Annotated in this window: 22 protein-coding genes; 11 read left to right on the forward strand and 11 right to left on the reverse strand. The window is 70.4% G+C overall.

The features are described 5' to 3' along the window. The first annotated feature begins 66 nt into the window (after positions 1–66). Positions 67–1,677 (forward strand): hypothetical protein, encoded by a 1,611-nt coding sequence (locus tag GA0070612_RS27725; RefSeq protein ID WP_157742626.1) that lies wholly within the window; start codon positions 67–69, stop codon positions 1,675–1,677. Positions 1,678–1,814: 137 nt separating this feature from the next. Here the strand turns inward: GA0070612_RS27725 and GA0070612_RS27730 are convergent, their stop codons facing one another. The 4 genes from GA0070612_RS27730 to mmsA form a co-directional block, all read right to left on the reverse strand. Further along, complete coding sequence (locus GA0070612_RS27730; RefSeq protein ID WP_088990596.1) at positions 1,815–3,077, reverse strand: ROK family transcriptional regulator; 1,263 nt, start codon at positions 3,075–3,077, stop codon at positions 1,815–1,817. A gap of 112 nt (positions 3,078–3,189) precedes the next feature. After that, positions 3,190–4,296: a substrate-binding domain-containing protein gene (locus tag GA0070612_RS27735; protein WP_088990597.1), complete on the reverse strand. Its 1,107-nt coding sequence runs from the start codon at positions 4,294–4,296 to the stop codon at positions 3,190–3,192. A 54-nt stretch (positions 4,297–4,350) separates the two neighbouring features. Next, positions 4,351–5,649 (reverse strand): multiple monosaccharide ABC transporter permease, encoded by a 1,299-nt coding sequence (gene mmsB, locus GA0070612_RS27740; protein ID WP_088990598.1) that lies wholly within the window; start codon positions 5,647–5,649, stop codon positions 4,351–4,353. Beyond that, complete coding sequence (gene mmsA / locus GA0070612_RS27745) at positions 5,646–7,193, reverse strand: multiple monosaccharide ABC transporter ATP-binding protein (RefSeq protein ID WP_088990599.1); 1,548 nt, start codon at positions 7,191–7,193, stop codon at positions 5,646–5,648. Before mmsA ends, mmsB begins: the two co-directional genes overlap by 4 nt. Before the next feature lie 595 nt (positions 7,194–7,788). Between mmsA and GA0070612_RS27750 the strand changes: the two genes are divergently transcribed. Continuing rightward, positions 7,789–7,977: an alpha/beta fold hydrolase gene (locus GA0070612_RS27750; protein WP_088990600.1), complete on the forward strand. Its 189-nt coding sequence runs from the start codon at positions 7,789–7,791 to the stop codon at positions 7,975–7,977. A 14-nt stretch (positions 7,978–7,991) separates the two neighbouring features. Here GA0070612_RS27750 and GA0070612_RS27755 read toward each other — a convergent pair whose 3' ends face one another. The 3 genes from GA0070612_RS27755 to GA0070612_RS27765 all read right to left on the reverse strand — a co-directional run bounded on the left by GA0070612_RS27755 (position 7,992) and on the right by GA0070612_RS27765 (position 9,798). Continuing rightward, the gene (locus GA0070612_RS27755) at positions 7,992–8,663 is read right to left on the reverse strand and encodes a maleylpyruvate isomerase family mycothiol-dependent enzyme (protein WP_197699252.1); all 672 of its coding nucleotides are present in this window, start codon (positions 8,661–8,663) and stop codon (positions 7,992–7,994) included. Positions 8,664–8,821: 158 nt separating this feature from the next. Beyond that, on the reverse strand, positions 8,822–9,052 hold the full coding sequence (locus GA0070612_RS27760; RefSeq protein WP_088990601.1) for a tautomerase family protein: 231 nt from the start codon (positions 9,050–9,052) through the stop codon (positions 8,822–8,824). A gap of 29 nt (positions 9,053–9,081) precedes the next feature. Then, complete coding sequence (locus GA0070612_RS27765; RefSeq protein WP_088990602.1) at positions 9,082–9,798, reverse strand: SDR family NAD(P)-dependent oxidoreductase; 717 nt, start codon at positions 9,796–9,798, stop codon at positions 9,082–9,084. Positions 9,799–9,913: 115 nt separating this feature from the next. Between GA0070612_RS27765 and GA0070612_RS27770 the strand changes: the two genes are divergently transcribed. From GA0070612_RS27770 to GA0070612_RS27780, 3 genes are all read left to right on the forward strand, one after another. Continuing rightward, complete coding sequence (locus GA0070612_RS27770; protein WP_088990603.1) at positions 9,914–10,534, forward strand: TetR/AcrR family transcriptional regulator; 621 nt, start codon at positions 9,914–9,916, stop codon at positions 10,532–10,534. 112 nt (positions 10,535–10,646) lie between these two features. Further along, on the forward strand, positions 10,647–12,326 hold the full coding sequence (locus GA0070612_RS27775; protein ID WP_088990604.1) for an ABC transporter ATP-binding protein/permease: 1,680 nt from the start codon (positions 10,647–10,649) through the stop codon (positions 12,324–12,326). Then, the gene (locus GA0070612_RS27780) at positions 12,313–13,782 is read left to right on the forward strand and encodes an aminotransferase class V-fold PLP-dependent enzyme (protein ID WP_088990605.1); all 1,470 of its coding nucleotides are present in this window, start codon (positions 12,313–12,315) and stop codon (positions 13,780–13,782) included. The genes GA0070612_RS27775 and GA0070612_RS27780 overlap by 14 nt, the downstream gene beginning before the upstream one ends. A 22-nt stretch (positions 13,783–13,804) precedes the next feature. Here GA0070612_RS27780 and GA0070612_RS27785 read toward each other — a convergent pair whose 3' ends face one another. After that, complete coding sequence (locus tag GA0070612_RS27785; protein ID WP_088990606.1) at positions 13,805–14,203, reverse strand: hypothetical protein; 399 nt, start codon at positions 14,201–14,203, stop codon at positions 13,805–13,807. A gap of 382 nt (positions 14,204–14,585) precedes the next feature. Between GA0070612_RS27785 and GA0070612_RS27790 the strand changes: the two genes are divergently transcribed. From GA0070612_RS27790 to GA0070612_RS27805, 4 genes are all read left to right on the forward strand, one after another. Then, positions 14,586–15,842, forward strand: coding sequence for a glycoside hydrolase family 16 protein (locus GA0070612_RS27790; protein WP_088990607.1), 1,257 nt, complete (start codon positions 14,586–14,588; stop codon positions 15,840–15,842). A 170-nt stretch (positions 15,843–16,012) separates the two neighbouring features. Continuing rightward, positions 16,013–17,035, forward strand: coding sequence for a DUF4331 family protein (locus GA0070612_RS27795; protein WP_088990608.1), 1,023 nt, complete (start codon positions 16,013–16,015; stop codon positions 17,033–17,035). Between the two features lie 247 nt (positions 17,036–17,282). Continuing rightward, the gene (locus GA0070612_RS27800; protein WP_088990609.1) at positions 17,283–17,828 is read left to right on the forward strand and encodes a hypothetical protein; all 546 of its coding nucleotides are present in this window, start codon (positions 17,283–17,285) and stop codon (positions 17,826–17,828) included. A gap of 76 nt (positions 17,829–17,904) precedes the next feature. Next, positions 17,905–18,822 carry a COG1361 family protein gene (locus GA0070612_RS27805; RefSeq protein ID WP_088990610.1) on the forward strand — a complete coding sequence of 306 codons (918 nt, stop codon included), beginning with the start codon at positions 17,905–17,907 and terminating at the stop codon, positions 18,820–18,822. Between the two features lie 76 nt (positions 18,823–18,898). Here GA0070612_RS27805 and GA0070612_RS27810 read toward each other — a convergent pair whose 3' ends face one another. From GA0070612_RS27810 to GA0070612_RS27820, 3 genes are all read right to left on the reverse strand, one after another. Continuing rightward, a complete protein-coding gene (locus GA0070612_RS27810; RefSeq protein ID WP_088990611.1) occupies positions 18,899–21,907 on the reverse strand; it encodes a fibronectin type III domain-containing protein in 3,009 nt (1,002 codons plus the stop codon). A 172-nt stretch (positions 21,908–22,079) separates the two neighbouring features. Continuing rightward, positions 22,080–22,310, reverse strand: coding sequence for a DUF2188 domain-containing protein (locus GA0070612_RS27815; protein ID WP_088990612.1), 231 nt, complete (start codon positions 22,308–22,310; stop codon positions 22,080–22,082). A gap of 72 nt (positions 22,311–22,382) precedes the next feature. Next, positions 22,383–23,030, reverse strand: a complete 648-nt coding sequence (locus GA0070612_RS27820) for a M23 family metallopeptidase (RefSeq protein ID WP_231924363.1) — start codon at positions 23,028–23,030, stop codon at positions 22,383–22,385. Between the two features lie 147 nt (positions 23,031–23,177). On the opposite strand from GA0070612_RS27820, the gene GA0070612_RS27825 reads away from it, so the two are divergent. Then, complete coding sequence (locus GA0070612_RS27825) at positions 23,178–25,586, forward strand: PEP/pyruvate-binding domain-containing protein (RefSeq protein ID WP_088990614.1); 2,409 nt, start codon at positions 23,178–23,180, stop codon at positions 25,584–25,586. Between the two features lie 28 nt (positions 25,587–25,614). After that, a complete protein-coding gene (locus tag GA0070612_RS27830; protein ID WP_088990615.1) occupies positions 25,615–26,280 on the forward strand; it encodes a hypothetical protein in 666 nt (221 codons plus the stop codon). Positions 26,281–26,319 lie beyond the last annotated feature (39 nt).

Below are 26,319 nucleotides of genomic sequence, written 5' to 3' on the forward strand. Positions count from 1 at the left end.
ACGATCGGTGCTCCGATGTGGACCGCAGGTCCGCGTCCGGTGGGCCGCAGCGATGGGAGCGTACGCGTGAAGTCCAGAGTCCTCCGTCGGGTCGCCGCGTCCGCCGTGGCACTCGCCTGCGCCGTGCTGGGGGCGGTGGCGCTGCCGGCCGCCCCGGCGTCCGCCAGCCCGATCCGCAACACCACCCCCTGGTCAGTGCTGTTGTGCAAGTTCAGCGACAAGCCGACGGAGCCCAAGACGCCGTCGCACTTCGCCAACTTCCTCACGGCGACCGGCATCGGCACCGGCGGGGTGGCGGACTACCTGGCCGACCAGTCCGGCGGTCGGGTGTCGTTGGCCGGCTCGGTGGTGCGGGGCTGGTACACGATGCCGTACACACTGGCGCAGTTCCAGTCGATCGACAGGTGGACCCGGACCCAGCGCTGCGTGGACACCGCGGCGGCCGCCGGCTACGCGGTGCCCGCCGGCAACCGGATCGCGGTCATGCTCAACGACTGGGTGGACTCCGGCGCGGCCGGTGGTCGGGTGCTGCTCGACCCGGGCGCCTGGAACGTCGGCTTCGCCGCGCACGAGATGCTGCACGGCTACAACCTGGGCCACTCGTTCTCCAACGACACCACCTACCAGAACGCGTCGTGGTCCCAGCCGGGCGAGTACGACGACCCGTGGGACGAGATGAGCGCGATGCACATCTACGCCTTCGGCACCGCGAACTACGGCACCAGCGCGGTCGGGCTCAACGGTCCCAACCGGGACGAGTTGGGCTGGCTGCCGAAGAACCGGATCTTCACCATGGGCGCCGACGGGGTCGGCTCCCGCAGTCTCACCCTGGCCCCGCTGGAGGTGCCCGCCGCGAGCGGCCCGCAGCTGGTCCGGATCCCGTTCGACCCGGCCGACCTGTTCCACTACTACACCGTCGAGTTCCGCCGGAAGACCGGTTGGAGCGCCGGCATCCCGGCCGACACGGTGCTGCTGCACGAGGTCCGCAACGGCACACCCACCCTGCTGCGTACCGGCCCCGGCGGCGGTCCGGCCCAGTCACTCAACGCGGGCGGCGTGCAGATCGGCGTGAACTGGCTCTCCGGCAACGCCGCCTCGGTGACCGTGACGACCGACGTGGTCAACCGCTGCCTGCAGGGGTACGTCTGGCGCGAGGCCCGCGCGGGCGACCTGGTCTGCGTCACCGGAGCCACCCGCAGCCAGGTGTGGGCGGACAACGCCGCCGCGGCGAGCCGTTGGGTGAACGGCCCGTACGGCCCGCACACCTGCGTCGCCGGCTACGTCTGGCGGGAGGCGTACGCCGGGGACGACGTCTGTGTCACCGGGGCGCAACGCACCCAGGCCGCCGCCGACAACGCCGCCGCCGCGTCCCGCCGCAACCCGGCGCGGCTGGTGTCCGGCCCGAACACCTGCGTCAGCGGGTACGTGTGGCGCGACGCCGACCAGTCCGACTACGTCTGCGTGACCGGCACGACCCGCTCCCAGGTGCTCGCGGACAACGCGGTCGCCGCGAGTCGCTGGGTCAGCGGCCCGTACGGCCCGCACACCTGCGTCGCCGGCTACGTGTGGCGGGAGGCGTTCATCGGGGACGACGTCTGTGTCACCGGGACGCAACGCACCCAGGCCGCCGCCGACAACGCCGCCGGCCCCGGCCGGGTGCTGCGTCCGGGCGGCTGACCGACCGCGCCCCCGGTGGCTGCGGCCACCGGGGGCCTGCCCGGCCGGAGGTGCGGGTGTCGGCCGCCGGAAGCGGCGCGAGAGGTGGACCTGGGAGCGCCGGCCGGGCGGCGGCACCAGCGTGGTGCGGGAGCTCCCTAGATCGGGTCGACGGGATCCATCTGGCCGACGACACCGACGTTGAGCGGGTCGGCCAGCAGCTTGTCGAACGCCAACTCGGCGGCGCCGATCAGGACGGCGTCGCGGCCGAGGGCCGCCGCACGCAACCGCAGGTACTCGCGGGAGGCGGGCAGTGGCATGGTGTCCAGCCGCTCACGGACCACGTCCGCGCCGGCGGTGAAGATGTCGCGAAGCGACCCACCGAACACCACGGCGTCCGGGTTGACCACGTTGACCAGGTTCGCCACACCGAAGCCGAGCCAGTCGGCGACCTGCGCGACCGCCGCGCCGGCGGTCCGGTCGCCGTCCGCCGCCGCGCGCAGCACCTCGGCCACCGCCGCGCGGTCGCTCGGATCCCGGCCGGCGTGCCGCAGCAGGGCCGCTTCGGAGATCTCGGTCTCCCAGCAGCCACGCGACCCGCAGCCGCAGGGCAGGCCGTTCGGGTTGACCACCATGTGGCCGACCTTGCCGCTGTGGCCCCGGTGGCCGATCACCAGCCGACCACCGACGATGATGCCGGCGCTGATGCCGAGGTCGCCGTGCAGGTAGATGATGTCGTCGATGCCCGTCGCCACACCACGGACCTGCTCGGCCAGGGCAGCGATGTCGGCCAGGTCGCCGGTCACGAAACCCGGGCCGGCGCTGAACTCCGCCTCCAGGGCGACACCGAGCGTCTCGTCGACGCCGGCGATCCGGATCCTGCCGTCCGGCTCGCGGGTGGTGTCGGTGGCCGCGACCGCCCCACCGACCAGCAGGGCGTCGGGGGCCACGGATCGTTCCATGTCCCGGACCAGGTCGGCGAGGGGCCGGACGGCGTCGATCGCCGACGTGCCGCTGGGTCGCGGGATCTCCCGCAGGTCCAGGATCTGCCCCCCGAGACCGACCCGAGCGGCGCGTAACCGGGCCGCGTCGATGCTCAGGGCGTGCGCGTAGACCCGGTCGGAGCGGGGACTGACCACCAGCGACGGCCGACCGGCGCGGCGCACGCTCGCCGGCGCCCCCTCGGTGACCAGCCCGCTGGCCACCAGGTCGGCGGCGAGGGCGCCGATGGTGCTGCGGTTGAGGCCGAGCTGGCTGGTCAGTTCGGCCCGGGACGTCGGTCCGTGCAGGTGGACGTAGCGCAGGACGGCGCCGAGGTTCTGCCGCCGGATCTCCTCCTGGCTCGCGCCAGGGACCGCCGGAAGCGGTGATTCGGTGGTACGACCGACGCCGGTTGGCCTGGCCCGGACTGGTGCCGCCACGGTCAGACCTCCTTCCGGGTCGAAGCCGATGGGCGCGGGGGTGCGGAGACGACGATGGGTCCCGGTGGTGGAGACCCGGGACCCATCGGCGTTGCTACCTACCGTGCGGTGATTACTTGGTGAGCGGCGCGAGCTTCGGGTCGTTGGCGTACGCCTCGGCCGCGTTCGCCTTGGTGACGGCGACCGGCGGGAGCAGGTACGTGTCGACGACCTTGCTGCCGTTGTTGTAGGACTTGGTGTCGTTCACCTGCGGGGTGTTACCGGCCTGGAGAGCCTTGACCATGTTGATGGTCTCCTTCACCAGGTTGCGGGTGTCCTTGTTGATCGTCATGTACTGCTCGCCCTTGACGATCGACTTGACCGACTCGACCTCGGAGTCCTGACCGGTGACGACCGGGACCGGCTTGCCAGCACCCTTGACCGAGGTGATGATCGCGCGGGCCAGGGTGTCGTTCGGGGAGAGGACGCCGTCCAGCTCCTTGTTGCCGTAGGTGGAGGTCAGCAGCTGGTCCATGCGGGCCTGCGCACCCTCGGCCTTCCAGCCCTGGATGGCGGTCTGCTTGACGTCCTTCTGACCCGAGGCGACGACGACGTTGCCCTTGTCGATCTCCGGCTTGAGCACGTCCATCGCGCCGTTGAAGAAGACACCGGCGTTGTTGTCGTCCGGCGAGCCGGAGAACAGCTCGATGTTGTACGGGCCGTTCGGCTTCTTGGCCTTCATGCCGTCCAGCAGGGCCTGGCCCTGGAGCTGGCCGACCTTGAAGTTGTCGAACGCGACGTAGTAGTCGAGGTCCGGCGTGTTGGTGATCAGCCGGTCGTACGCGATGACCTTGGCGCCGGCGGCGTGCGCCGCGGCGACCTGGGTCGCCAGCTGCGCGGCGTCGGTCGCGCCGATGACGATGACCTTGGCGCCCTTGGTGGTCATGGCGGTGATCTGGGCCTGCTGGTCGGCGACCGTGGTCGACGCGCCGGCGTACTGCACGTCAGCCTGGAAACCGGCCTCCTTGAGACCGTTGGTGAACAGGTCACCGGCGAGGACCCAGTTCTCCGAGGTCTTGGCCGGGAGGGCCACGCCGATCAGCGAGTTGGCCGCGAAGCCCTTGGCGTCGCCGCCCTTGGAGCCCGCGTCGTCGCCGTCGCGACCGGAGCCGCAGCCCGCGAGGGCCAGCATGGCGGCGGCGCTGACCGCGACCACCGACGTGCCGAAGAATTTGCGCATGGTGAGGACTTGCCTTTCTGGAGGTGTAACGGGGTGGTGAGAGTTCGGTGGCCGTCAGCCGGACACCGCTGCCTTGGCGGGCTCGCGCTCCGCGTCCGGCGGTGAGGCGGGCGGGGCGGAGTCGTCGCGGCGGAACGGCCGCATCAGGCTCCCGATGATGGAGAAGCGCCCCTGGCTCTTGTTGTAGACGTCGATCGCGACGGCCAGCAGCAGGACCAGGCCCTTGATGATCTGGACCTTGTCGGTGCCCACGCCCTGAAGCTGGAGGCCGTTGTTGAGCACGGCCATGACCAGACCACCGACGATCGAGCCGCTGATGGTGCCGATACCACCGGCGACGGCTGCGCCACCGATGAAGACAGCGGCGATGGCGTCCAGCTCCCAGCCGTTACCGTCCTGCGGGCCAGATGCCTGCGAACGGGCCACGAAGATCATGCCGGCCAGCGAGGCCAGGATGGACATGTTCATCATGACGAAGAAGTTGACCCGCTTGAGCTTCACGCCGGACAGCTCGGCCGCCCGGGAGTTACCGCCCACCGCGTAGATGTGCCGGCCACCGGCCGTGTTGCGGGTGTAGAAGGAGTACGCGATGACCAGCGCCACCAGGATGATGCCGGAGATCGGGAAGCTGGTGCCGACGCGACCACTGGCGAAGCGCAGCGCCGCGAAGGCGATGACCCCGACCATGACGGCCATCCGCAGGATCGAGATCCACATGGGCGCCGGGTCGGCGTCCATCGCCCGACGGGTGTTGCGGGCCTGGATCTCGCGCCACACCACGGCTACCGCGGCGGCCAGGCCGAGCAGCAGCGTGGCGTTGTTGTAGCCGGTGTTCGGGCCGAACTCGGGCAGGAAGCCCGAGCCGATCTCCCGGAAGCCCTCCGGCACCGGGATGCTCTGCGCGTTGCCGATGAACTGGTTGCCACCGCGGAAGAGCAGCATGCCGGCCAGGGTGACGATGAACGCCGGCACCCCGATGTACGCCACCCAGAAGCCCTGCCAGGCGCCGATCACCGCGCCGATGGCGAGGCCGAACACGATGGCGGCGGGCCAGGGCAGATCCCACTCGGTCATCGACTTGGCGACCAGGATGCCGGTGAACGCCGCGACCGAGCCGACCGACAGGTCGATGTGCCCGGCGACGATCACCATGAGCATGCCGATGGCCAGAATCAGGATGTACGAGTTCTGCTGGAACAGCGCGATCAGGTTGTCCGACCGCAGCGTCAGCCCGTTGGTCCAGATCTGGAAGATCAGAACGATCGCCACCAGGGTGAAGATCATGCCGAACTGACGGGCGTTGGAGGTCGTGCCTCCAAACAGGTTCTTCTGAAGGTCCTTGATACGGCTCATCGGGTGGCCAACTTCTTCGTCGAGGTCATCTGCTTCATGAGGGTCTCCGGGTCCGCGTCCGCCCGAGCGATCTCGCCCGTGATGGCGCCTTCGAACACGGTGTAGATGCGGTCGCAGAGCCCGATCAGCTCAGGCAGCTCCGAGGAGATGACGACGACGCCCTTCCCCTGGTCGGCGAGCCGCTGGATGATGCCGTAGATCTCGTACTTCGCACCCACGTCGATGCCGCGGGTCGGCTCGTCGAGGATCAGCAGGTCCGGGTCGGTGAACATCCACTTGGCCAGGACGACCTTCTGCTGGTTGCCGCCGGAGAGCTTGGAGACGCCCTCGTCGACCGTGGGGGCCTTGGTCCGCAGCTCCTTGCGGTACGACTCGGCCGCCTGGTACTCCTCGACCTCGTTCAGCACGCCGTGGTGCGAGATCTTGGACAGCTTGGCGGCCACCGTCGACGTCTTGATGTCGTCGAGCAGGTTGAGGCCGAGCGCCTTGCGGTCCTCGCTGACGTACGCGAGCCCGTTGTCGATGGCGTCCGCCACCGACTTCAGGACGATCTCCTTGCCGTCCTTGATGATCGTGCCCGACTCGTACACCCCGTAGGAGCGACCGAAGACGCTCATCGCGAGCTCGGTGCGGCCCGCGCCCATCAGGCCGGCGAAGCCGACGATCTCGCCGCGGCGCACCACGAAGCTCTCGTTCTTGCAGACCATCCGGTCGGCGGAGATCGGGTGTCGGACGTTCCAGTTGCGGACCTCGAAGAAGACGTCGCCGATCTTCGGGGTGTGGTCCGGGAACCGGCTGCTCAGCTCACGGCCGACCATGCCCCGCACGATCCGGTCCTCGTCGACCCCGTCCGCCTTGACGTCGAGGGTCTCCACGGTCCGGCCGTCGCGCAGGATGGTGATCTGGTCGGCGATCGCCTCGATCTCGTTGAGCTTGTGCGAGATCATGATCGAGGTGATGCCGCGGGAGCGGAACCCGCGCAGCAGGTCCAGCAGGTGCCGGGAGTCGGCCTCGTTCAGCGCCGCGGTGGGCTCGTCGAGGATGAGCAGCTTCACGTCCTTGGCGAACGCCTTGGCGATCTCCACGAGCTGCTGCTTACCGACGCCGATGTCCTTGATCAGGGTGTCCGGATCCTCCTCCAGACCGACCCGGGCCATCAGGTCCAGCGCCATGCGGTTCGCGGCCTTCCAGTCGATCGCGCCCCGCTTGCGCGGTTCGTTGCCGAGGAAGATGTTCTCGGCGATCGACATGCCCGGAATGAGCGCGAGCTCCTGGTGAATGATCACGATGCCGGCGTTCTCGCTGGCCCGGATGTCGGAGAACTTGCTCTCCGACCCCTGGTAGACGATCTGGCCGTCGTAGCTGCCGTGTGGGTAGACCCCGCTGAGCACCTTCATCAGCGTGGACTTGCCCGCACCGTTCTCGCCGCAGATGGCATGGATCTCGCCGGCGCGAACCACCAGGTTGACGTCGGAGAGGGCCTTGACTCCGGGGAACTCCTTGGTGATGGAGCGCATCTCAAGGAGGATCGGCACGTCGCTCATAGCTCGTACCACCTCGCCAACGTCATCGGTTGCCTCCGGAAGGTTGAACCTTCACTTGGTTTTGTTGTTGACGGCAACGTATTGCGGCCGCAGGGTCATCCGCAAGGCGAGGGCCTGTTGAAAATGTAACAATCCGGCAATATAGACGTACCGCAGTATTCGCCCGTCACAGCCGCATCTCCAGCCCCGCCCGGCACCTTCGCGCGCCGGTGGCAACGTTGTCAAATGATAGTCACGACGCACCCGGGCCCGACGACCCCTTGACCGGGCCCGCCACCAGGCATGATCCACGGCAACCTGGCGGCCGTCGCCGCACCCGCGTGCCGACCGCCATCGAATGACCCTGATCGGGCGGCGACGCCGTCAGCACCTCCGGGACACCACCCGGACTCGACGGGAAGTGGTGTGACCCACGCCTCTCCCGGCGGGTCGGATCGACGGACGTCGTCGTGACACGCCCGTCACCAGGAGCGGGATCCGCGCCCTAACGTCCCTTAAGGCCGATTCCGGATCGATCCGCACGGTCTTTCCCCGCTGGCGGTCGGCTGGCTGCACGACCTCGAAGCCCTCGCCGCGGACGGCACGGACATCGCACGTGCCGACGCTCCTGCTGGCGGGCGCCGACACGTGGGAGCCGATGCCCACCACCGTCAACGCTTCGGCGGCGGCGATGCCGACGGCGCGTCACGTCGTCAGGCCCGGCCAGTCGCACTTCGCGACCATGACGGCACCCCACCTCTTCGCCGACGCGCTGCGGCAGGTCTTCGCGGAGGTCTCGGGATAGCCCGGGCGCGAGACTCAGCGGGCCAACCGGTCGCGCAGTATCGGGACGCCGTCACCGGACAACTCGGCGAGGACGATGGACCGACCGGTCAGCGCGAGCATCACCGCCTCTGCCGCGCCCCGGACCACTCGCCCCTCCCCTGATGCCCAGCCCAGGTCGGTCGCCTCGAACCGCAGGCCGTCGGTGTGACCTCTGCGCACGAAGGAACCGATCGCGCGACGGTGCACCAGGAAGTCCAGCGACGTCCGGAGCCGATCGGGACGCAGGTCGTGCGGCAGGCCCAGCGGGCGGCGGATGTCCTGTCCGTGCACCTGGAGGTCGGTGAGCTGGCCGAGGAAGCCAACCCGCGGTGCCCGGAACGGCGTCTCGGCGTTCTCGCGCAGCAGCGCCGAGATCTCATCGGCCGGTCGGCGGGCGACCATCTCGGCCAGCCGGGCGTTGGCGTGGTGCAGATTGAAGCGACTCCGTAGCAGGAGGGGCAGAACCCAGCGGCGGCGAGCGGCGAAGGGGGCGACGAGATGAGCGGCCACCTGCCGGACGGTCCATGCGCCGCACAAACTCGGGACGCCCAGTTGCTCGGGCGTCAGCGTATCGATCAGGTCGGCGGCCCGTCGCCGCTCGTCGCTGATCATGACCATGAGGTCGGTGGGTGTGGGACCTGGCGGGCCGGCGGACGGCGTGGTCATCGGAGTCCTCCCCGTTAGGACAGTGAACTCGGTCAGTATGCCGACCGCGTCCGTCCGAGACTGCCCCTCGCGGCTGGCTCACGAACCGGGAGCGCCCTCGCCGACGGGGCCCGCCCTCGCCGGTGCGGAGGCTGGGCCGCACCGGCGAGGGGTCGGGTCTACTCGGATGCCTGCTGCTGCCGGAACTGGTCGACCGGCAGGCCGCCGCGACCCCAGTTCTCGGTCGCGACCTCGTCGATCACCACGAAGGTCGACGTCAACGGTTTGTTGAGAACGTCGCGCAGCACCTCGCTCACGCCCTTGATCACGGCGGCCTTCTCCTCGGCGGTCGCCGCGGACGTGCCGGGTGTGCTGCCCTCGCGGGTGATCTGGATGGTGACGATCGGCATCGTCTGCTCCTCTCCGGGGCCGGGTCAGGTCAGTGGCCGGCGTTCTGGCCACCGTCGACGTGCAGGATCTCGCCGGTGACGAACGGGGCGGACTCGAGGTAGACGACGGCCTCGACCACGTCGCTGGTCTCGCCCATCCGGCCGACCGGGTGCAGGCCGGCGAGCGTCTCGTGCGTCTCGACCGGGTGCATCGGGGTCTTGATGACGCCGGGCGCGACGGCGTTGACCCGCACACCGCGACCCGCGTACTCGATGGCCAGGGACTTGGTGGCCGAGCTGAGGCCGCCCTTGGTCAGCGACGCGAGCACCGACGGGACGTTCGAGTTGGGCTGGTCGACGAAGCTGGTCGTGATGCTGACGATGTGGCCGGCGCCACTGGCCACCAGGTGCGGCATGACGCGCCGGGTGAGGTGGAAGAACCCGGCGAGGTTGATTCCGGTCACCTGGTCGAAATCCTCGTCGGTGTAGTCGGTGAACGGCTTGGCGACGAAGACGCCGGCGTTGTTCACCAGGGTGTCGATGCGCCCGAAACGGTCGAGGGCGGCGTCCACCACCCGCTGCGCCGTGTCGGCGTCGGCGATGTCGCCCCGGACCGTGACGACCTGCGGGTCGTCGGACGCGCCGATCGAGCGCGAGGTGGCGACCACGCCGTAGCCGAGCTTGCGGTAGGCGTCCACGAGGCCGGCGCCGATGCCCTGGGACGCACCGGTGACCACGACGACCTTCTGTACCTGGCTGGTGTTCATGGGAACCCTTCCTGACTGGCCGAAGCCCTGGGGGCCGGACCTGGAGGCCCGACCGGATGACCACTAGACGACTGGTCGACTAAAAGCTAGCCGACCGGTCGTGTATCGTCAAAGCATGGGACGGACCAGTGACGCACGGAACAAGATCCTCGACGCTGCCGCCACGCTGATCGAGCAGCGCGGCTACTCGGCCCTGGGCGTGGCCGAGATCTGCGCGACGGCCGGCGTGCCGAAGGGCAGCTTCTATTACTTCTTCGAATCCAAGCAGGCCCTCGCCCGCGCCGTCATCGACGAGCACTGGGTCGCCCAGCGTCGCCAGTGGGAGCAGTTGCTCGGCACCGAGCACGACCCGCTGCGGCGACTACGGGACCTGTTCGTGGCGACCGAGGACATCCAGCGCGTCGGCCAACAGAACTCCGGGGTCGTCGCCGGCTGCCTGTTCGGCAACCTCGCCCTCGAACTCAGCAACCAGACCGAGGAGATCCGCGGTCGGCTCCAGGAGATCTTCGAGGAGCAGATCACCCTCATCGAGAAGGTCGTCGTCGAGGCGAAGGAACGCGGCCTGGCCGGTCCGTCGGTCGACGTCCGGGAGGCCGCCCGTTCCATCGTGGCCCAGATCGAGGGTCGGGTCCTACTCGCGAAGCTGCTCAACGATCCGACCCAACTGCAAACACTGTGGCGCAACTGCCTGGATCTTCTCCAGGTGCCGCCGGAGGCACGCACCACGATCGACTGAGTGGGCGGACAGCGCTGACCGATCAGGCCGGCACACCGACCGGCCCCGCTCAGTAACATCGGCGAGGAACGATATCCAGGCGGACCCTCACCGACCCGATCGGGCACCCGACATGACGACCGAGCAGACCACTCCCCCGCGCACCGGCGTCGGCATCACCACCAATGGGCTGGGCCGCAGCGTCCGAGGCGGTCGTCAGATCCTGGACGACGTCTCGCTGACCATCGCGCCGGGCGAACTGGTCGCGATCATCGGTGCCAGCGGCGCCGGTAAGACCACACTGCTGGAGCTGCTCGGGGGCGTACGGCGACCGACAGCGGGCACCGTGACGTACGACGGCAGCGCCGACCCGGGCGTCGTCGGCTTCGTCCCGCAGGACGACATCATCCACCGGGAACTGCCCCTGGCCCGCACCCTGCGGTACGCCGCCCGCCTGCGCCTCCCCTGCACGACCGGGACGGCCGAGGTCGGCGACCGGGTCGCCGAGGTGCTCGCCGAGCTGCGACTCAGCGCACGGGCCGGCACCCCGGTGGGCCTGCTCAGCGGCGGTGAACGCAAACGCGCCAGCATCGCTGTCGAGCTGCTCACCCGACCCGGCGTGTTCCTCCTCGACGAGCCCACCTCCGGGCTGGACCCGGCGATCGCCGTGGAGCTGCTCCAGGTGCTCCGCACCCTCGCCGACACGGGAACGACGGTCGTGCTCACCACCCACCAGATCACCGACGTGGACCACTGCGACCGCGTGGTCGTGCTGACCCGCGACGGCCGGCTGGCGTTCACCGGCACCCCGGCCGCAGCCCGGGAGTTCTTCGGCCTGCGGTCCCTCGTCGAGGTGCACCTCCGTCTCGACGAGGCGACGCACCCGACCCGGTGGCCCGACCGTTTCGCCGAGCAGCGGCGCGACGCCGAACCCGCAGGCCAGCGCACCGCCGCTGGTGACCGGGCCGCACCGGTGCCCGTCGGCCGGCTGCGCCAGTGGTCCGTCCTCACCGCACGCAACGCGGAGATCGTCGTCCGCAACCGGCTGACGCTGGCGATCCTGCTCGGCTCACCGCTGATGGTGCTCGGCATGTTCGCGCTGCTGTTCCGTCCGGGAGCGTTCGAACCGAGCCGGCCGAGCCCCACGGTGACGGTGATGATCCTGTTCTGGATCGCGTTCGGCGGCTTCTTCTTCGGGCTGACCTACGGGCTGCTCCAGATCTGCACCGAGCTACCCATCCTGCGTCGGGAACGGCTGGCGGGCGTCCGGCTGGTGCCGTACCTGATGGGAAAGGTCGCGGTGTTGCTGCCGCTGCTGGCAGTGGTGGACCTGGCAGTGCTCGGGGTGTTGCGCGGCATCGACCGGCTGCCACCCGTCGACGGCCGCGACTTCGCCGCCCTGTACGCGACGCTGCTGCTCTCCTCGACGGCCGCGCTCGCCCTCGGCCTGCTGTGCTCGGCGGCCGTGTCCGACGCGGCACAGGCGACGCTCATGCTGCCGATGCTGTGTTTCCCGCAGGTGCTGTTCGTCGGTGCGATCCTGCCGGTGCCGGCCATGGCGGTCGGCGGCCAGTGGCTCAGCGTCGCCATGTCGAACCGGTGGGCGTTCGAGGCCCTGGGGCACACCGCCGGGGTGGAGCGGCTCTGGCGCGACGGCGGCTCACCGCTCGGTCCGCCGCTGCTGACCACCTACGGCGACAGCTTCTCCCGTCCGGTGTGGATCAACTGGCTGATACTCGGTGGCTTCGTGGTGCTCTTCCTGAGCGCCACCTGGGCGGTGCTGGCCCGAAGGGACTCCCGTGGCAACCCGTGAGCCGGCAGCGCCCACCTCGCCGACGGCGTGGCCAGGATATTCCGCCACGAGCCGCATCGATGACCTGCGGGCCACCGAATACCAGCACCTGGACCGGAACGGGCAGGTGTACCTCGACTACGCCGGGGCGGGGGTGGCGGCGCAGGCCCAGGTACGCGAGCACCACGATCGACTGCTCGCCGGCCTGTACGGCAACCCGCACTCGGAGAATCCCACCAGCAGCGCGGCGGGCTCGCTGGTGGAGTCGGCCCGGCGCGCGGTGCTCGACTTCTTCCACGCGGATCCGGCCGAGTACGCCGTCGTCTTCACCCCGAACGCCAGCGGCGCCTGCCGGCTGGTCGGCGAGGCGTACGACTTCCGTCGGGGCGGGTCGCTGGTGCTGACCTGGGACAACCACAACTCGGTCAACGGTGTCCGCGAGTACGCCCGGTCGGCCGGCGCGACCACGCGCTACGTACCGCTGAGCGGGCCGGACCTGCGGGTCGCGGAGTCCGACCTGGTCGCGGTGCTCGATGCCGGCCGGGGCAGCCGGGCCGCCCGGCGGGGTCGGCCCGGTGGCCGGGGTCTGTTCGCCTACCCGGCGCAGAGCAACTTCTCCGGTGTGCAGCATCCGCTGGACTGGGTGGAGGTGGCGCACCAGCGCGGGTACGACGTGCTGCTCGACGCCGCCGCGTTCGCCCCGACGAACCGGTTGGACCTCAGCGTGGTCAGGCCTGACTTCGTGTGTCTGAGCTGGTACAAGCTCTTCGGTTACCCCACCGGGGTCGGCGCGCTGGTGGCCCGCCGCGACGCCCTGGCCCGGCTGCGCCGGCCGTGGTTCGCCGGCGGCACCATCCGCGCGGTCAGTGTGCAGGGCGACTGGCACCGGTCGACGGACGACGAGTCGGCGTTCGAGGACGGCACGCTCAACTTCCTGAGCATCCCGGACGTGGAGTTCGGGTTGCGGTGGCTCGACTCGATCGGCGTCGACCTCGTCCATGCCCGCGTCGCCCTGCTCACCGAGTGGTTGCTGGAACGGCTGACCACGCTGCGGCACGACACCGGCGGGCCCCTGGTGCAGGTGTACGGGCCGACGACGGGCGCGCGGCGCGGCGGCACCGTGGCGTTCAACCTCTGCCACCCGGACGGCACCCTGGTCGACGAACGGCTCGTCGCACGGGAGTCCGCGGCGGCCGGGTTCTCCCTGCGTACCGGCTGTTTCTGTAATCCGGGCGCGGGTGAGGGGGCGTTCGGGATCAGGAGGGAGTCGGTGCGGCAACGGTTGTTGGCGCGGGTCGACACGATCGACCAGTATCTCGACGCGTTGCATCTGCCGACGGGCGGCGCGGTACGCGTCTCGTTCGGGCTGGCGTCGACAGCGACCGACGCGGAGCGCTTCGTCGCCTTCGTGCAGTCGACGTACCTGAACCGTGACGTCGGGGTGGGGTCGCCTCTGCCACCCCGGCTGCGCTGCTGACGGCAGCGCGGGTCAGTGCGCCCTAGCTGACCTGGGCTGCCGGGGCCGGGCGGTGCTTGATCTCCTCCATGAACGGGAACCGGGTGGTGAGCTCGGTGAACGGCAGCCCGGCCCGCCAGGCCGCCGCCACCTGGGCGACCTGCACCAGGTCCATGACGTCGCCGCGCGCGAGGACCTCGCCGGAGACCCGTAGGTCGATCATGAAGTATCGGGCCTGCGAGCCCAGCTTGACGCAGACCACGCCCTGGTCGGAGTGCAGTTCGGCGCAGGTGAACCGGCTGCGCCCCTGGTCGGGGGCGCTCACGCGGCCGATGTCGAGCCCGTGGCGGGTGGCGGTCTCGTGGAGCGCGGGGGCCAGGCCACCGTGCTCGACCAGGTCCGGATAGAGGCGCACACCCAGCGCCGTCGAGGCGTCGCTCATGACTGACTCCCACTTCCTTGTGACAGAGACCAGCAGCGCGCAGGTTACGAGGAGGTTTCCCGCACGCCTCGCCATCCTGTCCCGGTTGGACGTCCCACGGCAATAGGAAGGGTCGATTCGACCGCCATCGAGTAACGGTCGGAGTTCCCGACCTCCGTCGATGAGCGGACGCCGTCCACCTCGGAGACATCGACGAGCCTTCGCACCCTCGCCGCACTCCGACATCCCGCCGCCCACCGGTCGGCATCGGACGCTAACGGACGGTTGTCATATTGGAAACACTCTTGACAGAAAGGACTGCGGATCGACATGCTTCAGTTGGAGAGCGCTCTCCGGCTCTTCGTCACGACGCCTCCGTCACCCCCACGCTGAGGAGCCTCCCGTGTTCACAGCCCGCCTCGGACTCCGCTTCCGACCACTCGTACTCGCGGCAGCCGCGCTGGTCACCACCACCGTGGCACTCGTCGTCCCGCCGCAGCCCGATCGGGCCCAGGCCGCCATCGGCCCGATCAGCTGGCAGGACGAGTTCAACTCCCCCGCCGGCACGCCCGTCGACCAGAACAAGTGGCGGTTCGACACCGGCGGCGGCGGTTGGGGCAACAACGAACGGCAGTACTACACGAGCAGCACCAGCAACGCCGTCCACGACGGCCAGGGCAACCTGGTGATCACCGCCCGCCGGGACAACCCCGCCAACTACCAGTGCCACTACGGGCGCTGCGAGTACACGTCGGCCCGGCTGCTGTCGGCGGCCACCTTCACGCAGACGTACGGCCGGTTCGAGGCGCGGATCAAGATCCCGCGCGGTCAGGGCATCTGGCCGGCGTTCTGGATGCTCGGCACCGGCGGCGGATGGCCCGACGCGGGCGAGATCGACATCATGGAGAACATCGGCCGGGAGCCCAACACCGTGTACGGCACCGTGCACGGGCCCGGCTACTCCGGCGGCGGCGGCATCACCGGCAGTCGCACCGTGGGCAGCCCGCTCGCCGACGGCTTCCACACCTACCGGGTCGACTGGGAGCCGAACGTCATCACCTGGTACCTGGACGGGGTGCAGTACCACCGGGTCGACCCCGCGCGGCTCGGCGGCAACCGCTGGGTGTTCGACCACCCCTTCTTCATGATCCTCAACGTCGCGGTCGGCGGCAACTGGCCCGGCTACCCGGACGGTTCGACCCAGTTCCCGCAGCAGATGCTCGTCGACTACGTCCGGGTGTCCAGCTACACCTCCGGCGGAGGCGATCCCGCTCCCGGCACCAGCCGGATCCGGGGCGCGCAGAGCGGTCGCTGCATCGACATCCCCGGCGCCAACCCGGTCGAGGGCGCCAAGTTGCAGATCTGGGACTGCAACACCACCGCCGCGCAGTCGTGGACCTTCGCCTCCGACGGGACCGTCCGCGCGATGGGCAAGTGCATGGACCCCGCCTGGGCCGGCACCGCCAACGGCACCGAGGTCAACCTGGTCAGTTGCAACGGCAACACGGCTCAGCGCTTCACCCTCAACGGCTCCGGCGACCTGGTCAACCTCAACGCCAACAAGTGCGTGGACGTACGGGAGGCCAACCCCAACAACGGCGGCAAGCTGCACCTGTGGGACTGCCTGGGCGCGGCCAACCAGAAGTGGTCTCGCATCTGAGTGCACCGGCACCGCGAGTGGGCCGGTCGAGCACAGTCTCGGGCGGCCCACCGCCCCGCGCGGGCCGCTCCGCCGCCTGGGTGAATCGCGGGCCAACCCTCGCTCCGGTGGAACCCCCGCCCACTACGTTCGGATCAATCCAGACATCCGGCCGTTGCGGGAGTGAGTTCATGTCGCATCACCTCGACACCCCCCTCGCCGCCCAGGGCGGTCAGCTCTACATCGACGACCTCTTCGTCTTCGACGGTGACCGCGCCACGGTGTTCGTCATGGACGTCAACAGCTCGGTGACCAGGGCCGACATCAAGCGTGGTTTCCACGCCGAGGGCCGGTACGAATTCAAGATCCACGTCAACGGCACGGAGCTGGAGGACCTGACCTACCGGTTCGCCTTCGGTGAACTCGACGGCGACGGCAAGCAGGCCTTCCAGTTGTACGAGCTGACCGGATCGGACGCCCGCGACGACGCCGCGATGGGCACCCCCATCGCCGAGGGACGGACCGGTGAGATGGCGACCGGCACCAACGTCCGGATCTGGGCCGGACGGATCACCGACCCGTTCTTCGTCGACCTCGACGAACTCGCCACCATCAACGGCGCGGTCAAGGACGGGTCGATCGTGGACCGGTCGTCGTGGCGCGTCGACCAGGCCAAGAACAGCTTCGCCGGCACGACCGTCGAGTCGATCGTCCTGGAGGTGTCCCACGACGAGCCCCTGCTGCGCGACGGCACCGAGATCGGCGTGTGGTGTCGCACCCTGCTGGCCACCGACGCCGGGGGCTGGCGTCAGATCAACCGCGCCGGCCACCCCATGATGTGGCCGATCTTCTGGCCGCACGACACCGACTTCTCGAACCCCGCCAACGCCCGCCACCCCAGTCGCGACCTCGCCGAGGACGGCGAGGAGATCGCCAACGCGGTGGCGGGTGTCGTCGCGGCGAACGGCACCGCACCGGACCCGCAGGCGTACGGCTGGAGCGTCGCCCGGCAGCTCTACCCCGACCTCCTGTCCTACACGGTCGGCACGGCCGCGAACTACGGTTTCGCGGTCCGCAACGGGCGGGCGCTGGCCGACAACGCGCCCGAGGTGATGTTCTCGCTGGTCCTCAACACCGGCACCACCTCGGGCCTCACCCCGGAGGTCACCAAGGGTGCCCGCGCGAGCAGCTTCCCCTACGTCGTGCCGGCCTGAGAGTCGGCGGCGCAGACTCCGGTAGCCGACGCTCGGCCGCGTGCCGAGGGCCCGGCTCGCCGGCCGGATCGGCTCGTCGCCCCGTCGCGATCGCCCGCTGTCGTAACGACCGGCGGGCGATCGACTTCTTCCCGCCCACTACTGCCAGGCGACCGGGTGACCTGCGCGCTGTTTCCCCATCTCTGGGCGATTTGCGTAGTTACTCTTCGAAGGCGCCGTATGGGCGATTCGAGGATAAGGAGATTCGATGCGCAGGAAACTTCTCGCGGGTGTGGCCGGCGTCGCCGCCGTCGTCGCGCTCGCCGGACCGGCCGCCGCGGACACGACCGGCGACACGATCGTGACCCTGACCGTCGACGCCGCAGGCGGTCTGTCGATCACCGTGCCGGCGACGGCGAACATCGGGCACGGTGTCGAGGGCTCGACCGTCACCGGGCAGCTCGGCCCGGTCACGGTGCTCGACCAACGCGGATCGCTCACCCCCAACTGGACGGCCAGCGTCATCTCCACCGACTTCGTCACCGGCGGCGGCAGCTCGGGAGAGACGATCCCCAACATCAACGTCCTCTACTGGTCGGGTCCCCCGACAGCGACGGCCGGCGGCGGCACCTTCACGCCCGGCCAGCCGACCGCGGCCCAGCAGGTGATCATCAACGTGCCGCGGACGGCGATGAGCCACACCGGCGGCACGGGCAACAACTTCGCCACCTGGAACCCGACCCTGGTGGTGAACGTGCCCGTCGGCACCGTCCAGGGTGTCTACACCGGGACGGTGACACATTCGGTGGTCTGACCCGCTCGGCCGGCTGGCGCTGCTGGCCTCGGTCGCCCTCGTGGCGCTCGGGGTTTCGGCGGCGCCAGCCGTTGCCGTGCGGGAGCACCGACAGGAACCCGCCGAGGACGCCGCGATCAGCATCCGCATGCTCGACATCCCCGCCAGCCGCGCGCAGGACCCCCGCGCCCAGGTCTACATCGTGGATCACCTGAAGCCCGGGACGACGATCAACCGCCGGGTCGAGGTGCTGAACTCCTCCGGCGAGTCGCAGGAGATCGACTTCTACTCCGGGGCGGCGTCGGTGGAGAACAACGCCTTCACCGTCCCGGAGGGGCGTACGGGCAACGAACTCAGTGGATGGATCCGGTTGAAGACCGCCACGATGGTGCTGGACCCGGGCGAGCGACGGCCGGTCGAGGTCGAGATAGCCGTGCCGAAGAAGGCCTCGAAGGGCGAGCGGTACGCGGCGATCTGGGCGCAGGTCACCAGTGCGAAGGAACGCACCGGCAACGTCACCCAGATCCACCGGGTGGGCATCCGGGTCTACCTGGACATCGGTCCGGGTGGAGAACCGCCGACGGACTTCCGCATCGACGGGCTGGCCGCCGAACCCGGGATCGGCGAGTTCCCGGTCGTCACCGCGCAGGTCACCAACACCGGCCAGCGTGCGCTGGACATGACCGGCACGCTGTCGCTGAGCAAGGCGGCGGTCCGGGCCGGGCCGTTCAAGGTGACCAACGGTGTGACGATCCTGCCCGGGCAGAGCGGCCAGGTCCGGATCGAGGTCAACCAGGCGCTGCCCGCGGGGACCTGGGACGTGCAGGCGAAACTCGCCAGCGGCATCGTGGAACGCACCGCGACCGGGAGGATCAGCCTGCCCGTCGCCGCGCCGATGACCGTCGCGACGTCCGCCGGGCCGAGCTGGCTGGTCTACGCGGTGGGCGGGATCGCCCTGCTGGTGCTGGTCACCCTCGGCGGCTGGTACCTCGTCCGCCGGCAACGGCTCGCCTGACCCCGACGACAGACAGACGCTGCCCGGCCGTTCCCCTTCGGAACGGCCGGGCAGCGTCGTCTCCGACGACGGGTTCTCAGATCACCGAGTGCGTGACGACCGCGACGTAGGTGCCGACCACCACCCCGGACGGGAGCGTCACCCACAGCGTCGGGTTCCAGGTGGCGGAGTTCGCACCGCCGGCCTGGCCGGTCCACTGGGCGGCCGTACGCGGGGTGTTCAGCACGGCGCCGGGTTGCGGGACGAAGGTGCCGACACCGGTGGCGGCCAGGGCGGCCCCGGAGGCGTACGTGATGCTGCTGTTGGGGATGGTCTCCCCGCCCGAACCGGAACCCGTGGTGAAGCTCGTGCTGGAGACGACGCTGACCCAGTTGCCGGAGAACGGCCCCCGGTCGTCGGTGACCGTCACCGGGCCGAGTTGTCCCGAGACCCCTGTCGCACCCGAGGTGACGGTGCCCAGTGTGGAGATCGCCGGAACGCTGATGGAGAGCCCACCGAGCGGATTGATGACCAGCTCGACCGGTCGGGTCGCGGACTGGTTGAACGAGTCGGTCACCCGCACGGTGAACGGGAACGTCCCGGACACGGTGGGTGTGCCGGAGAGCAGGCCGGTGACCGGGTCGAGGGTCAACCCGGTGGGCAGGCTCCCGGCGCTGACCGACCAGGCGAAGGGAGCCGTGCCGCCGTTCACGGTGAGCTGGTACTGGTACGGGTCGTAGGCCTTGCCGGGCGGCGGTGGGGCGAAGGTCAGCGTCGGTGCCGGGTTGACGGTCACCGACGCGGAGGCGGCCGACTGTGGACCGGTGCCGGCGGCGTTGATCGCCGCCACCCGGAAGGTGTAGGTGGCGCCGCCGGTCAGCCCGGTGACGGTCTGGGTCGTGGCGGTTCCGGTGAAGGTCTGCGGAGTCTGCGCCACGCCGCCGAGGTACGGCGTCACCGTGTACCCGGTGATCGCCGACCCACCGTTGGCCGGGGTGGTCCAGCTCAGCCTGGCGGCGGTGGTCCCCGCGGTGACCGAGGTGATCGTCGGGGCGCCGGGCAGGGTGTACGGAACCACCGCCGCCGAGGCCGGGCTCGCCGCGCCGGTTCCGAACGCGTTCACCGCCGCCACCCGGAAGGCGTACGAGGAGCCGGCGGTCAGGCCGGTCAGGGTGCGGCTGGTGGTGGAGGCGTCGAACGTGAGCGTCGGTTGCGTGACACCGTCCCGGATCGGGGTGATCAGGTAGTTGGTGATCGGGCTGCCGTTGCTGGCCGGCGCGGTCCAGGTCACTGTGGCGCTGGTGACGCCCGCCACGGCGGTGGGCGCGGCCGGGGTGCCCGGGGTGGACGCGTAGACGTAGTTCGCCGAGCCGGCCGAGCCTCGGGTGACGACGCTGACCGTGACCGTCCCCGGGCTGGATCGGGCGGGCATGGAGGAGATGGCGAGCGTGCCGTTCGCGTTCACCGTGAAGCAGCCGGGGGCCGGTCCGGAGGTGCAGGGCAGCAGCAGCACCGAGGTGCCGGCCTGCTGCTCGGCGGTCGTACCGATGGTGATGGCTGTCGCGCCGGTGAGGTTGCTGCCGCCGACGGTGACCGGGATGCCACCGGAGATCGAGCTCTGGGCCGGGGTGACGGTGACGCCGGTCGGTGCGGTCGCGGGCGCGACGGGGGTGGCGCCGGTGGCGAGCCCCGGGTTCGCGTCGATCGACGACGAGGTCGCCACGGTCGCGGTCTGGATCTGCGTCGGAGTGACACCGGCGCCGGTGACGGTCGCGACGACGGTGATCGGCGGCAGCGAGGTTCCACCGGCGAAGGGGCCGTTGCTGTTGGTGCAGGTGATGGTCTGCCCGGACGGTGCGCCGCAGACCCAGCCGGACCCGTAGGCGGCGCGCGGTACGACACCGGCCGGCACGGTCTGGGTCACCGAGATCGGTGCCGTCTCGGTGGCACCGGCGTCGACTCCCGCGGTGATGGAGTAGGTGACCGGGTCGCCGGGCTGCGGGGTGGGGCCGACGGCGCTGGTCTGCGAGACGTTGAGGTCGGGGACCGGGTTGAAGCTGACGACCCGCGCGTTGTCGACCTCGTGGAAGTCGGTGACCGAGCCGGTGGAGCCCACCCAGCCGAAGGCGACCTGCCGTGGGTAGCCGTTGGCGTTCAGCCAGGTCGGTGACGGGTACAGGCTGGGCGACACGACCGGGAGCATGCCCTCCAGAAGTCGCGCCTGCCCGCCGACCGGGGTGAATCTGATCCGGTACTGGCCGGCGGGGGTGGTGATGCCGGTGTCGGTGGTGTACGGCGACGAGGTGGTGTTGATGACGACCTCGACCGGCACCACGGAAGCGGCCCGGGTGCTGGCCCGCAGCGGCAGGGCGGGGGCCGAGGTGCTGCCGGCGGTGCTGTTGACGGCGCAGTAGCCGACGCTGTTGCGGCCCGGACCGCGCACCACGACCTGGCCCGGGACCCGCCCGCCGGTGGTCGAGATGTAGGGCGGGTTCGTGCAGCCGGTGCCCTGGTAGACGCTGTTGCTGAAGTTGCCGAAGACATCCAGGCCGACACCGAGGTAGCCGTTGGAGAGTCCTGCCGACGTCCCGTTGAACGCCGCCGAGTAGCCCAGTGAACCGCCCGGCTGGCCGAGGGCCGACGGGGATCTGGGGTCGGCGGGGTCGACTGCGGCCAGCACGAAGGCGAGCCCGTCCGCGCCCGTGCTGGTGCCGCCGTACTGGTAGGTGTTGAAGGTGACGTGGATGCCCTGCGAGGTGGGGACGCTCACCGCGCCGACAACCCCGCCCTCCCGGTTGAGGGTGGCGGGGGTGAGGCGCAGCTTGCCCGAGCCCTGCGGGTCGGTGGACGTGGTGCAACTGAGCAGGGGGCCGGTGGTCGAGTTGCCGGCCGCGGTCAGGCAGGCGGCGTTCGTCCCGAGAAGCACGGGCACGCCCGGAACCGCCACGGCGCCGATGCCGTTCGCGGTGTTGTTGCGGAACGGCTGATCGAACAGGACGGACCCGGCCGCCGACGCCGGGAGTGGCCCGAACGCGAGCATTGCCGCGATCAGGACGACGACCAGCGCACCGGCACTGGCCGGACGACGCCGGCCCCACAACGACATGCCCACTCCCCGCTTTCACTTCAGTCCCGATCGGACTATAACCCCCCAAACCACCCATATTTTCGGTACGCGGATAACAGCCGGAGACCGCCGTCGCCGCGATGGAAACGGACCGACCCCCGTCGGCTCCCGCCGAGGGGGTCGGTCCGCGGAGAACGAGGACGAGGGGCGGTCAGCCCTCGATGTCCCGGGGGTCACGGCTGCGGGGATAGGTGTTCTTCTCCCCGATCGTGCCGTCCTGCTTCTTGACCACGTGTTCGACGCCCCGGTCGGCCGCCATCTCACGGCCCTGGGCCTGCGCGTCGGCCTTCACGTCATGCGTGCTGCTGGCCCGCTCGTTGCCCTCCGGCTTGTTCTTCCACTGCCCGTCCTCGTGGTACGTGTCGACGTCACCCTTGGCCATGGCCAGCTCCTCCCTGCGTCCGGACTGTTCCCCGAATCAGTGCCCCGGGACGCACCGGGCAAACCGCCGTCCTCACGAGCCGGCCGGGCAGTTGTTGCTCACCCGCCGCAGGATCTGTTCACGCTCGTCGGTGGTGATGCCCGACGGCTCACCGTCGAAGTAGGTCTCGACCTTCTCCCAGCCGCGCCGCTGCTCGTAGTGCAGGTGCGGGGCACCGGAGTTGCCGGTGCTGCCGAGTTTCCCGATCTGCTCGCCCTGGGCGACCTTCTGACCGACCTCGACCAGCGGCGGTTCGAGCAGGTGCAGGTACTGCGTCTCCCACGTGCCGCCGTGATCGATCTTCACCCAGTAACCGCCGCCACGCCCGCGTGGACCCTCCGGGTTCTCCGGGGTACGACCACCGAGCGACCCGTTGACGCCGGCCACGGTGACCGTTCCGGCATAGGACGCGAGGACCGGACGCCCCCACGTCTCACCCTCGACGGGAAAGAAGTCGACGTCGTAGTCGTCGTGGCCGGGATAGGTGCTCAGTTGCCAGGTCTCGCCGCAGGCGACGGGCATCTGGAACAGCGGGCGCGGACCCGCCGGCCGCAGCATCGGCACCACGACCACCGCGACGCCGACGACGGCTGCCACCGCGACGAGCGCGAGGAGAACGAGGAGAATGCGGCTTCGCGGGCGGCGGTGGGTGCGGGCTCTGGCGGGGCGGCCGGTCGTCACCGGCCCGAGCATGGCAGACGCCGACAACCTCGCGCCTCCGGGTCGCCGCCGGACGAGTCGCCCCGGATCGGATACATTGCAGTCGCATCGTAAACGAGCTACGGTCGGCAGCAATACAGTCGTATTGCAACGAGAGTGGGCTCCCCGATGCACGTGATCCCGTTGTCCGAGGTGACCAGCGAGATGCTCGACCTGGTCGGCGGTAAGGCCGCTGGGCTGGGCGAGCTGATCCGGCGCGGCGAACGGGTCCCCGACGGCTTCTGCGTCACCACCGAGGCACACCGGGACGGCGTGATCCCCACCGCTGAGGTCGCCGCCGCGTACGAGCGGCTCGGAGCGGGCCCGGTCGCCGTGCGCTCCAGCGCCACCGCCGAGGACCTGCCCGACGCGAGCTTCGCTGGACAGCAGGACACGGTGCTCGACGTGATCGGCACCACCCAGCTGATCGCCGCCATCGAGAAGTGCTGGGACTCGCTGCACAGCGACCGGGCGACCACCTACCGCGACGCCCACCAGATCGACAGCCGGCAGGTGCGGATGGCCGTCGTGGTGCAACGCATGATCACGCCCAAGGTCGCCGGGGTGCTCTTCACCGCGAACCCGTTGACCGGTCGTCGCGACGAGATGGCCGTCGACGCGGCTCCGGGTCTGGGCACGACGGTGGTGGACGGCGCGGCCACCGTGGACCACTACGTCCTCGACGGCGTCACCCGGGACCACACCGGATGCCTGACGTCCGCGCACCTGGCCGACCTGCGCGCCACCGGCGAGCGACTCCAGACCCACTTCGGCCGCCCGCAGGACATCGAGTGGGCGATCGACGCGGACGACGTCCAGTGGCTCCTCCAGTCCCGACCGATCACCAGCCTGTTCCCACAGCCACCCGCCACCGACAAACCTCTCCCCCGGGTCTACCTGGAGTTCGGTCACGTCCAGGGCATGCGGCAACCGGTCACCCCGATGGGCATGTCGACCCTGCGGACACAGATCGCCGCCATGCTGGCGTCGCTGGGGGTACGGGTCGAGATCGTCGACATCGGTGGCCGCCTCTACGGAGACCTGACCGACCTGGCTCGGGACCGGTCGTCCCGCAAGCGGCTGGTCAAGCTGCTGGCTGTCGACTTCGGGCCACGCGCCCAGGCGGTGATGCAGCACGTGCTGGCCGATCCCCGCTTCGCCCCGACCAGCGGCGGCGCCACGCGCGACGGAGCGCCGACGGCCGCGTCGCTACGGACGGCCCGACGCGCGGTGGTGGGCATCCTGCGGGCCCTGGCCCGTCCCGACGCCGCGCGGATCCGGATGTTCGAGGCGATCGAGCAGATGAGGACACGATCGGCCGCCCCGGCCGACCTGACTTCCGCCGCCGACCGGCTGCGCTTCGTGCAGGCACGGGACGCCGACGCCGACGACACCGCGGACGCGATCATGTGGCCGATCGTCGCGGGGATGCTCGCCGCCGCGCTGCCGGCCACGCTGCTCAAAGGCCTGGCCGGCCCGGACGAGATCCACACCGTGCTGGGCGGCATGCCGCACAACGTCACCATCGAGATGGACCTGGCCCTGTGGCGGCTCGCCCAGAGCGCGGGCGACCACCGGCAACTCCTCCTCGACACCCCGCCGGCCGAGTTGGCCGCCCGCCACCTGCGTGGAACCCTCCCCGACATCGGCATGACCGCCTTCCTCGACGCCTACGGTCACCGGGGCGTCGCCGAGGTCGACCTCGGCGTACCACGCTGGGAGGAAGATCCCACTCCGGTCTTCGCGGCGGTCGCGAACTACCTCCGGGTCACCGACCCCCAGCAGGGCCCCGACCGACGGTTCCAACGGGCCGCCTCCGCAGCGGAGACAGCTCTGCGGGAGCTGAGCCGGCGAGCCCGCCGCCGACGGCCGGTGCGGGGCACCGTCGCCGCCTTCCTGCTGCGCCGGGCACGGTCCCTGGCGGGCCTGCGCGAGGCCGGCAAGTTCGCCGGGCTCCACCCCCTGCGCGAGACCCGCCGTCAGCTCCTGCTCATCGGGGCCGACCTGCGCGACTCCGGGTTGCTGGACCAGCCCGACGACATCATGTTCCTGACTCTCGACGAGGTGCACGAGGCCGTACACCAGGGGGTTGATCCGCGGGCCACAGTCACCGCCCGACGGGCCGTGCACCGGCGGGAACTACGGCGCGTGGCGGTGCCCGTCGCGCTGCTCTCCGACGGCACGGACGTCGAGGCTGTCCTGCCGACGGTGCCCACCGGCGACGGAACGCTGACCGGCGTGGGCGCGTCGGCGGGCCGGGTGACCGGCCCCGCCCGGGTCGTCCACGACCCCCGCACCGCCCACATCGAACCCGGCGACGTCCTGGTGGCCGCGACCACCGACCCCGGCTGGACGCCGCTGTTCCTCACCGCCGCGGCGCTGGTCACCGAGACCGGCGCGATCATGGCGCACGGCCCGACGGTGGCCCGTGAGTACGGCATCCCCGCCGTCATCTGCGTCCCCGACGTCACCCGGACGATCCGCACGGGGCAGGTCGTCACCGTGGACGGCGCCGCCGGCACCGTCACGCTCCACTGACCACCGACAGCTACCGAGAAGGACGACCATGAGCGACACGAACGCCCCGACCAGGGCGCGGGTGGGCCCCCTGCTGCGCCGCGCGGCGCAGGCCGAGGCCGCGACGTGGCGCAGCCTGTACGTGTGGGCGCGACGCCGCCCGCTGCCGCTGGCTCCCGGCGACGAGCCGTTCGGCTACCTCGGCGTGGTCAAGCCGATCCTGGGCATCTTCATCGGCCTGTCGGCCGTGGAGATCCCGATCTTCGATGTCGTCGTCACCCACGTGGTGCCCTGGCGGCCCGCCCGGTGGATCGTGCTCGGCCTCGGCATCTGGGGTCTGCTCTGGATGATCGGCCTGTACGCCAGCATGACCATCCATCCCCACGTCGTCGGCGACAAGGGCCTGCGGGTCCGGCTCAGTTCCGGCATCGACGTCTTCGTCCCGTGGGCGGACGTCGAGGCGCTGCGCAAGCGTTACCGCTCGCTGCCGTCGAGCCGGTCGGTGCAGGTCGAGCAGGAGGGCGACCGGCGGGTGGTGTCCATCTCGGTCGGCAGCCAGACGAGCATCGACGTCCTGCTACGCCGGCCGATGACCTTCGACCTGCCGAGGGGTGGGTCGGTGCCGACGAACGAGCTGCGACTCTACGCCGACGACCCCGACGGCCTCCTGCGCAGCGCCCGGGGCACCCCCACGGGCAGCACCGTCAGCCGGTAACCGCCGCCGCCTGCGGGGTGTCCGGGTCACCCACTCTGA

This window comes from Micromonospora chokoriensis, assembly GCF_900091505.1.
Taxonomy (GTDB): domain Bacteria; phylum Actinomycetota; class Actinomycetes; order Mycobacteriales; family Micromonosporaceae; genus Micromonospora; species Micromonospora chokoriensis.

Bases quoted from the DNA above. Each gene is read 5' to 3' on its own strand.
- GA0070612_RS27815 (WP_088990612.1), bottom strand. From the start codon at position 22,310: ATGGCCAAGGGTGACGTCGACACGTACCACGAGGACGGGCAGTGGAAG.
- GA0070612_RS27800 (WP_088990609.1), top strand. From the start codon at position 17,283: ATGCGCAGGAAACTTCTCGCGGGTGTGGCCGGCGTCGCCGCCGTCGTC.
- GA0070612_RS27830 (WP_088990615.1), top strand. From the start codon at position 25,615: ATGAGCGACACGAACGCCCCGACCAGGGCGCGGGTGGGCCCCCTGCTG.
- GA0070612_RS27785 (WP_088990606.1), bottom strand. From the start codon at position 14,203: ATGAGCGACGCCTCGACGGCGCTGGGTGTGCGCCTCTATCCGGACCTG.
- GA0070612_RS27770 (WP_088990603.1), top strand. From the start codon at position 9,914: ATGGGACGGACCAGTGACGCACGGAACAAGATCCTCGACGCTGCCGCC.
- GA0070612_RS27795 (WP_088990608.1), top strand. From the start codon at position 16,013: ATGTCGCATCACCTCGACACCCCCCTCGCCGCCCAGGGCGGTCAGCTC.
- GA0070612_RS27765 (WP_088990602.1), bottom strand. From the start codon at position 9,798: ATGAACACCAGCCAGGTACAGAAGGTCGTCGTGGTCACCGGTGCGTCC.
- mmsB (WP_088990598.1), bottom strand. From the start codon at position 5,649: ATGAGCCGTATCAAGGACCTTCAGAAGAACCTGTTTGGAGGCACGACC.
- GA0070612_RS27810 (WP_088990611.1), bottom strand. From the start codon at position 21,907: ATGTCGTTGTGGGGCCGGCGTCGTCCGGCCAGTGCCGGTGCGCTGGTC.
- mmsA (WP_088990599.1), bottom strand. From the start codon at position 7,193: ATGAGCGACGTGCCGATCCTCCTTGAGATGCGCTCCATCACCAAGGAG.
- GA0070612_RS27825 (WP_088990614.1), top strand. From the start codon at position 23,178: ATGCACGTGATCCCGTTGTCCGAGGTGACCAGCGAGATGCTCGACCTG.
- GA0070612_RS27735 (WP_088990597.1), bottom strand. From the start codon at position 4,296: ATGCGCAAATTCTTCGGCACGTCGGTGGTCGCGGTCAGCGCCGCCGCC.
- GA0070612_RS27775 (WP_088990604.1), top strand. From the start codon at position 10,647: ATGACGACCGAGCAGACCACTCCCCCGCGCACCGGCGTCGGCATCACC.
- GA0070612_RS27760 (WP_088990601.1), bottom strand. From the start codon at position 9,052: ATGCCGATCGTCACCATCCAGATCACCCGCGAGGGCAGCACACCCGGC.
- GA0070612_RS27755 (WP_197699252.1), bottom strand. From the start codon at position 8,663: ATGACCACGCCGTCCGCCGGCCCGCCAGGTCCCACACCCACCGACCTC.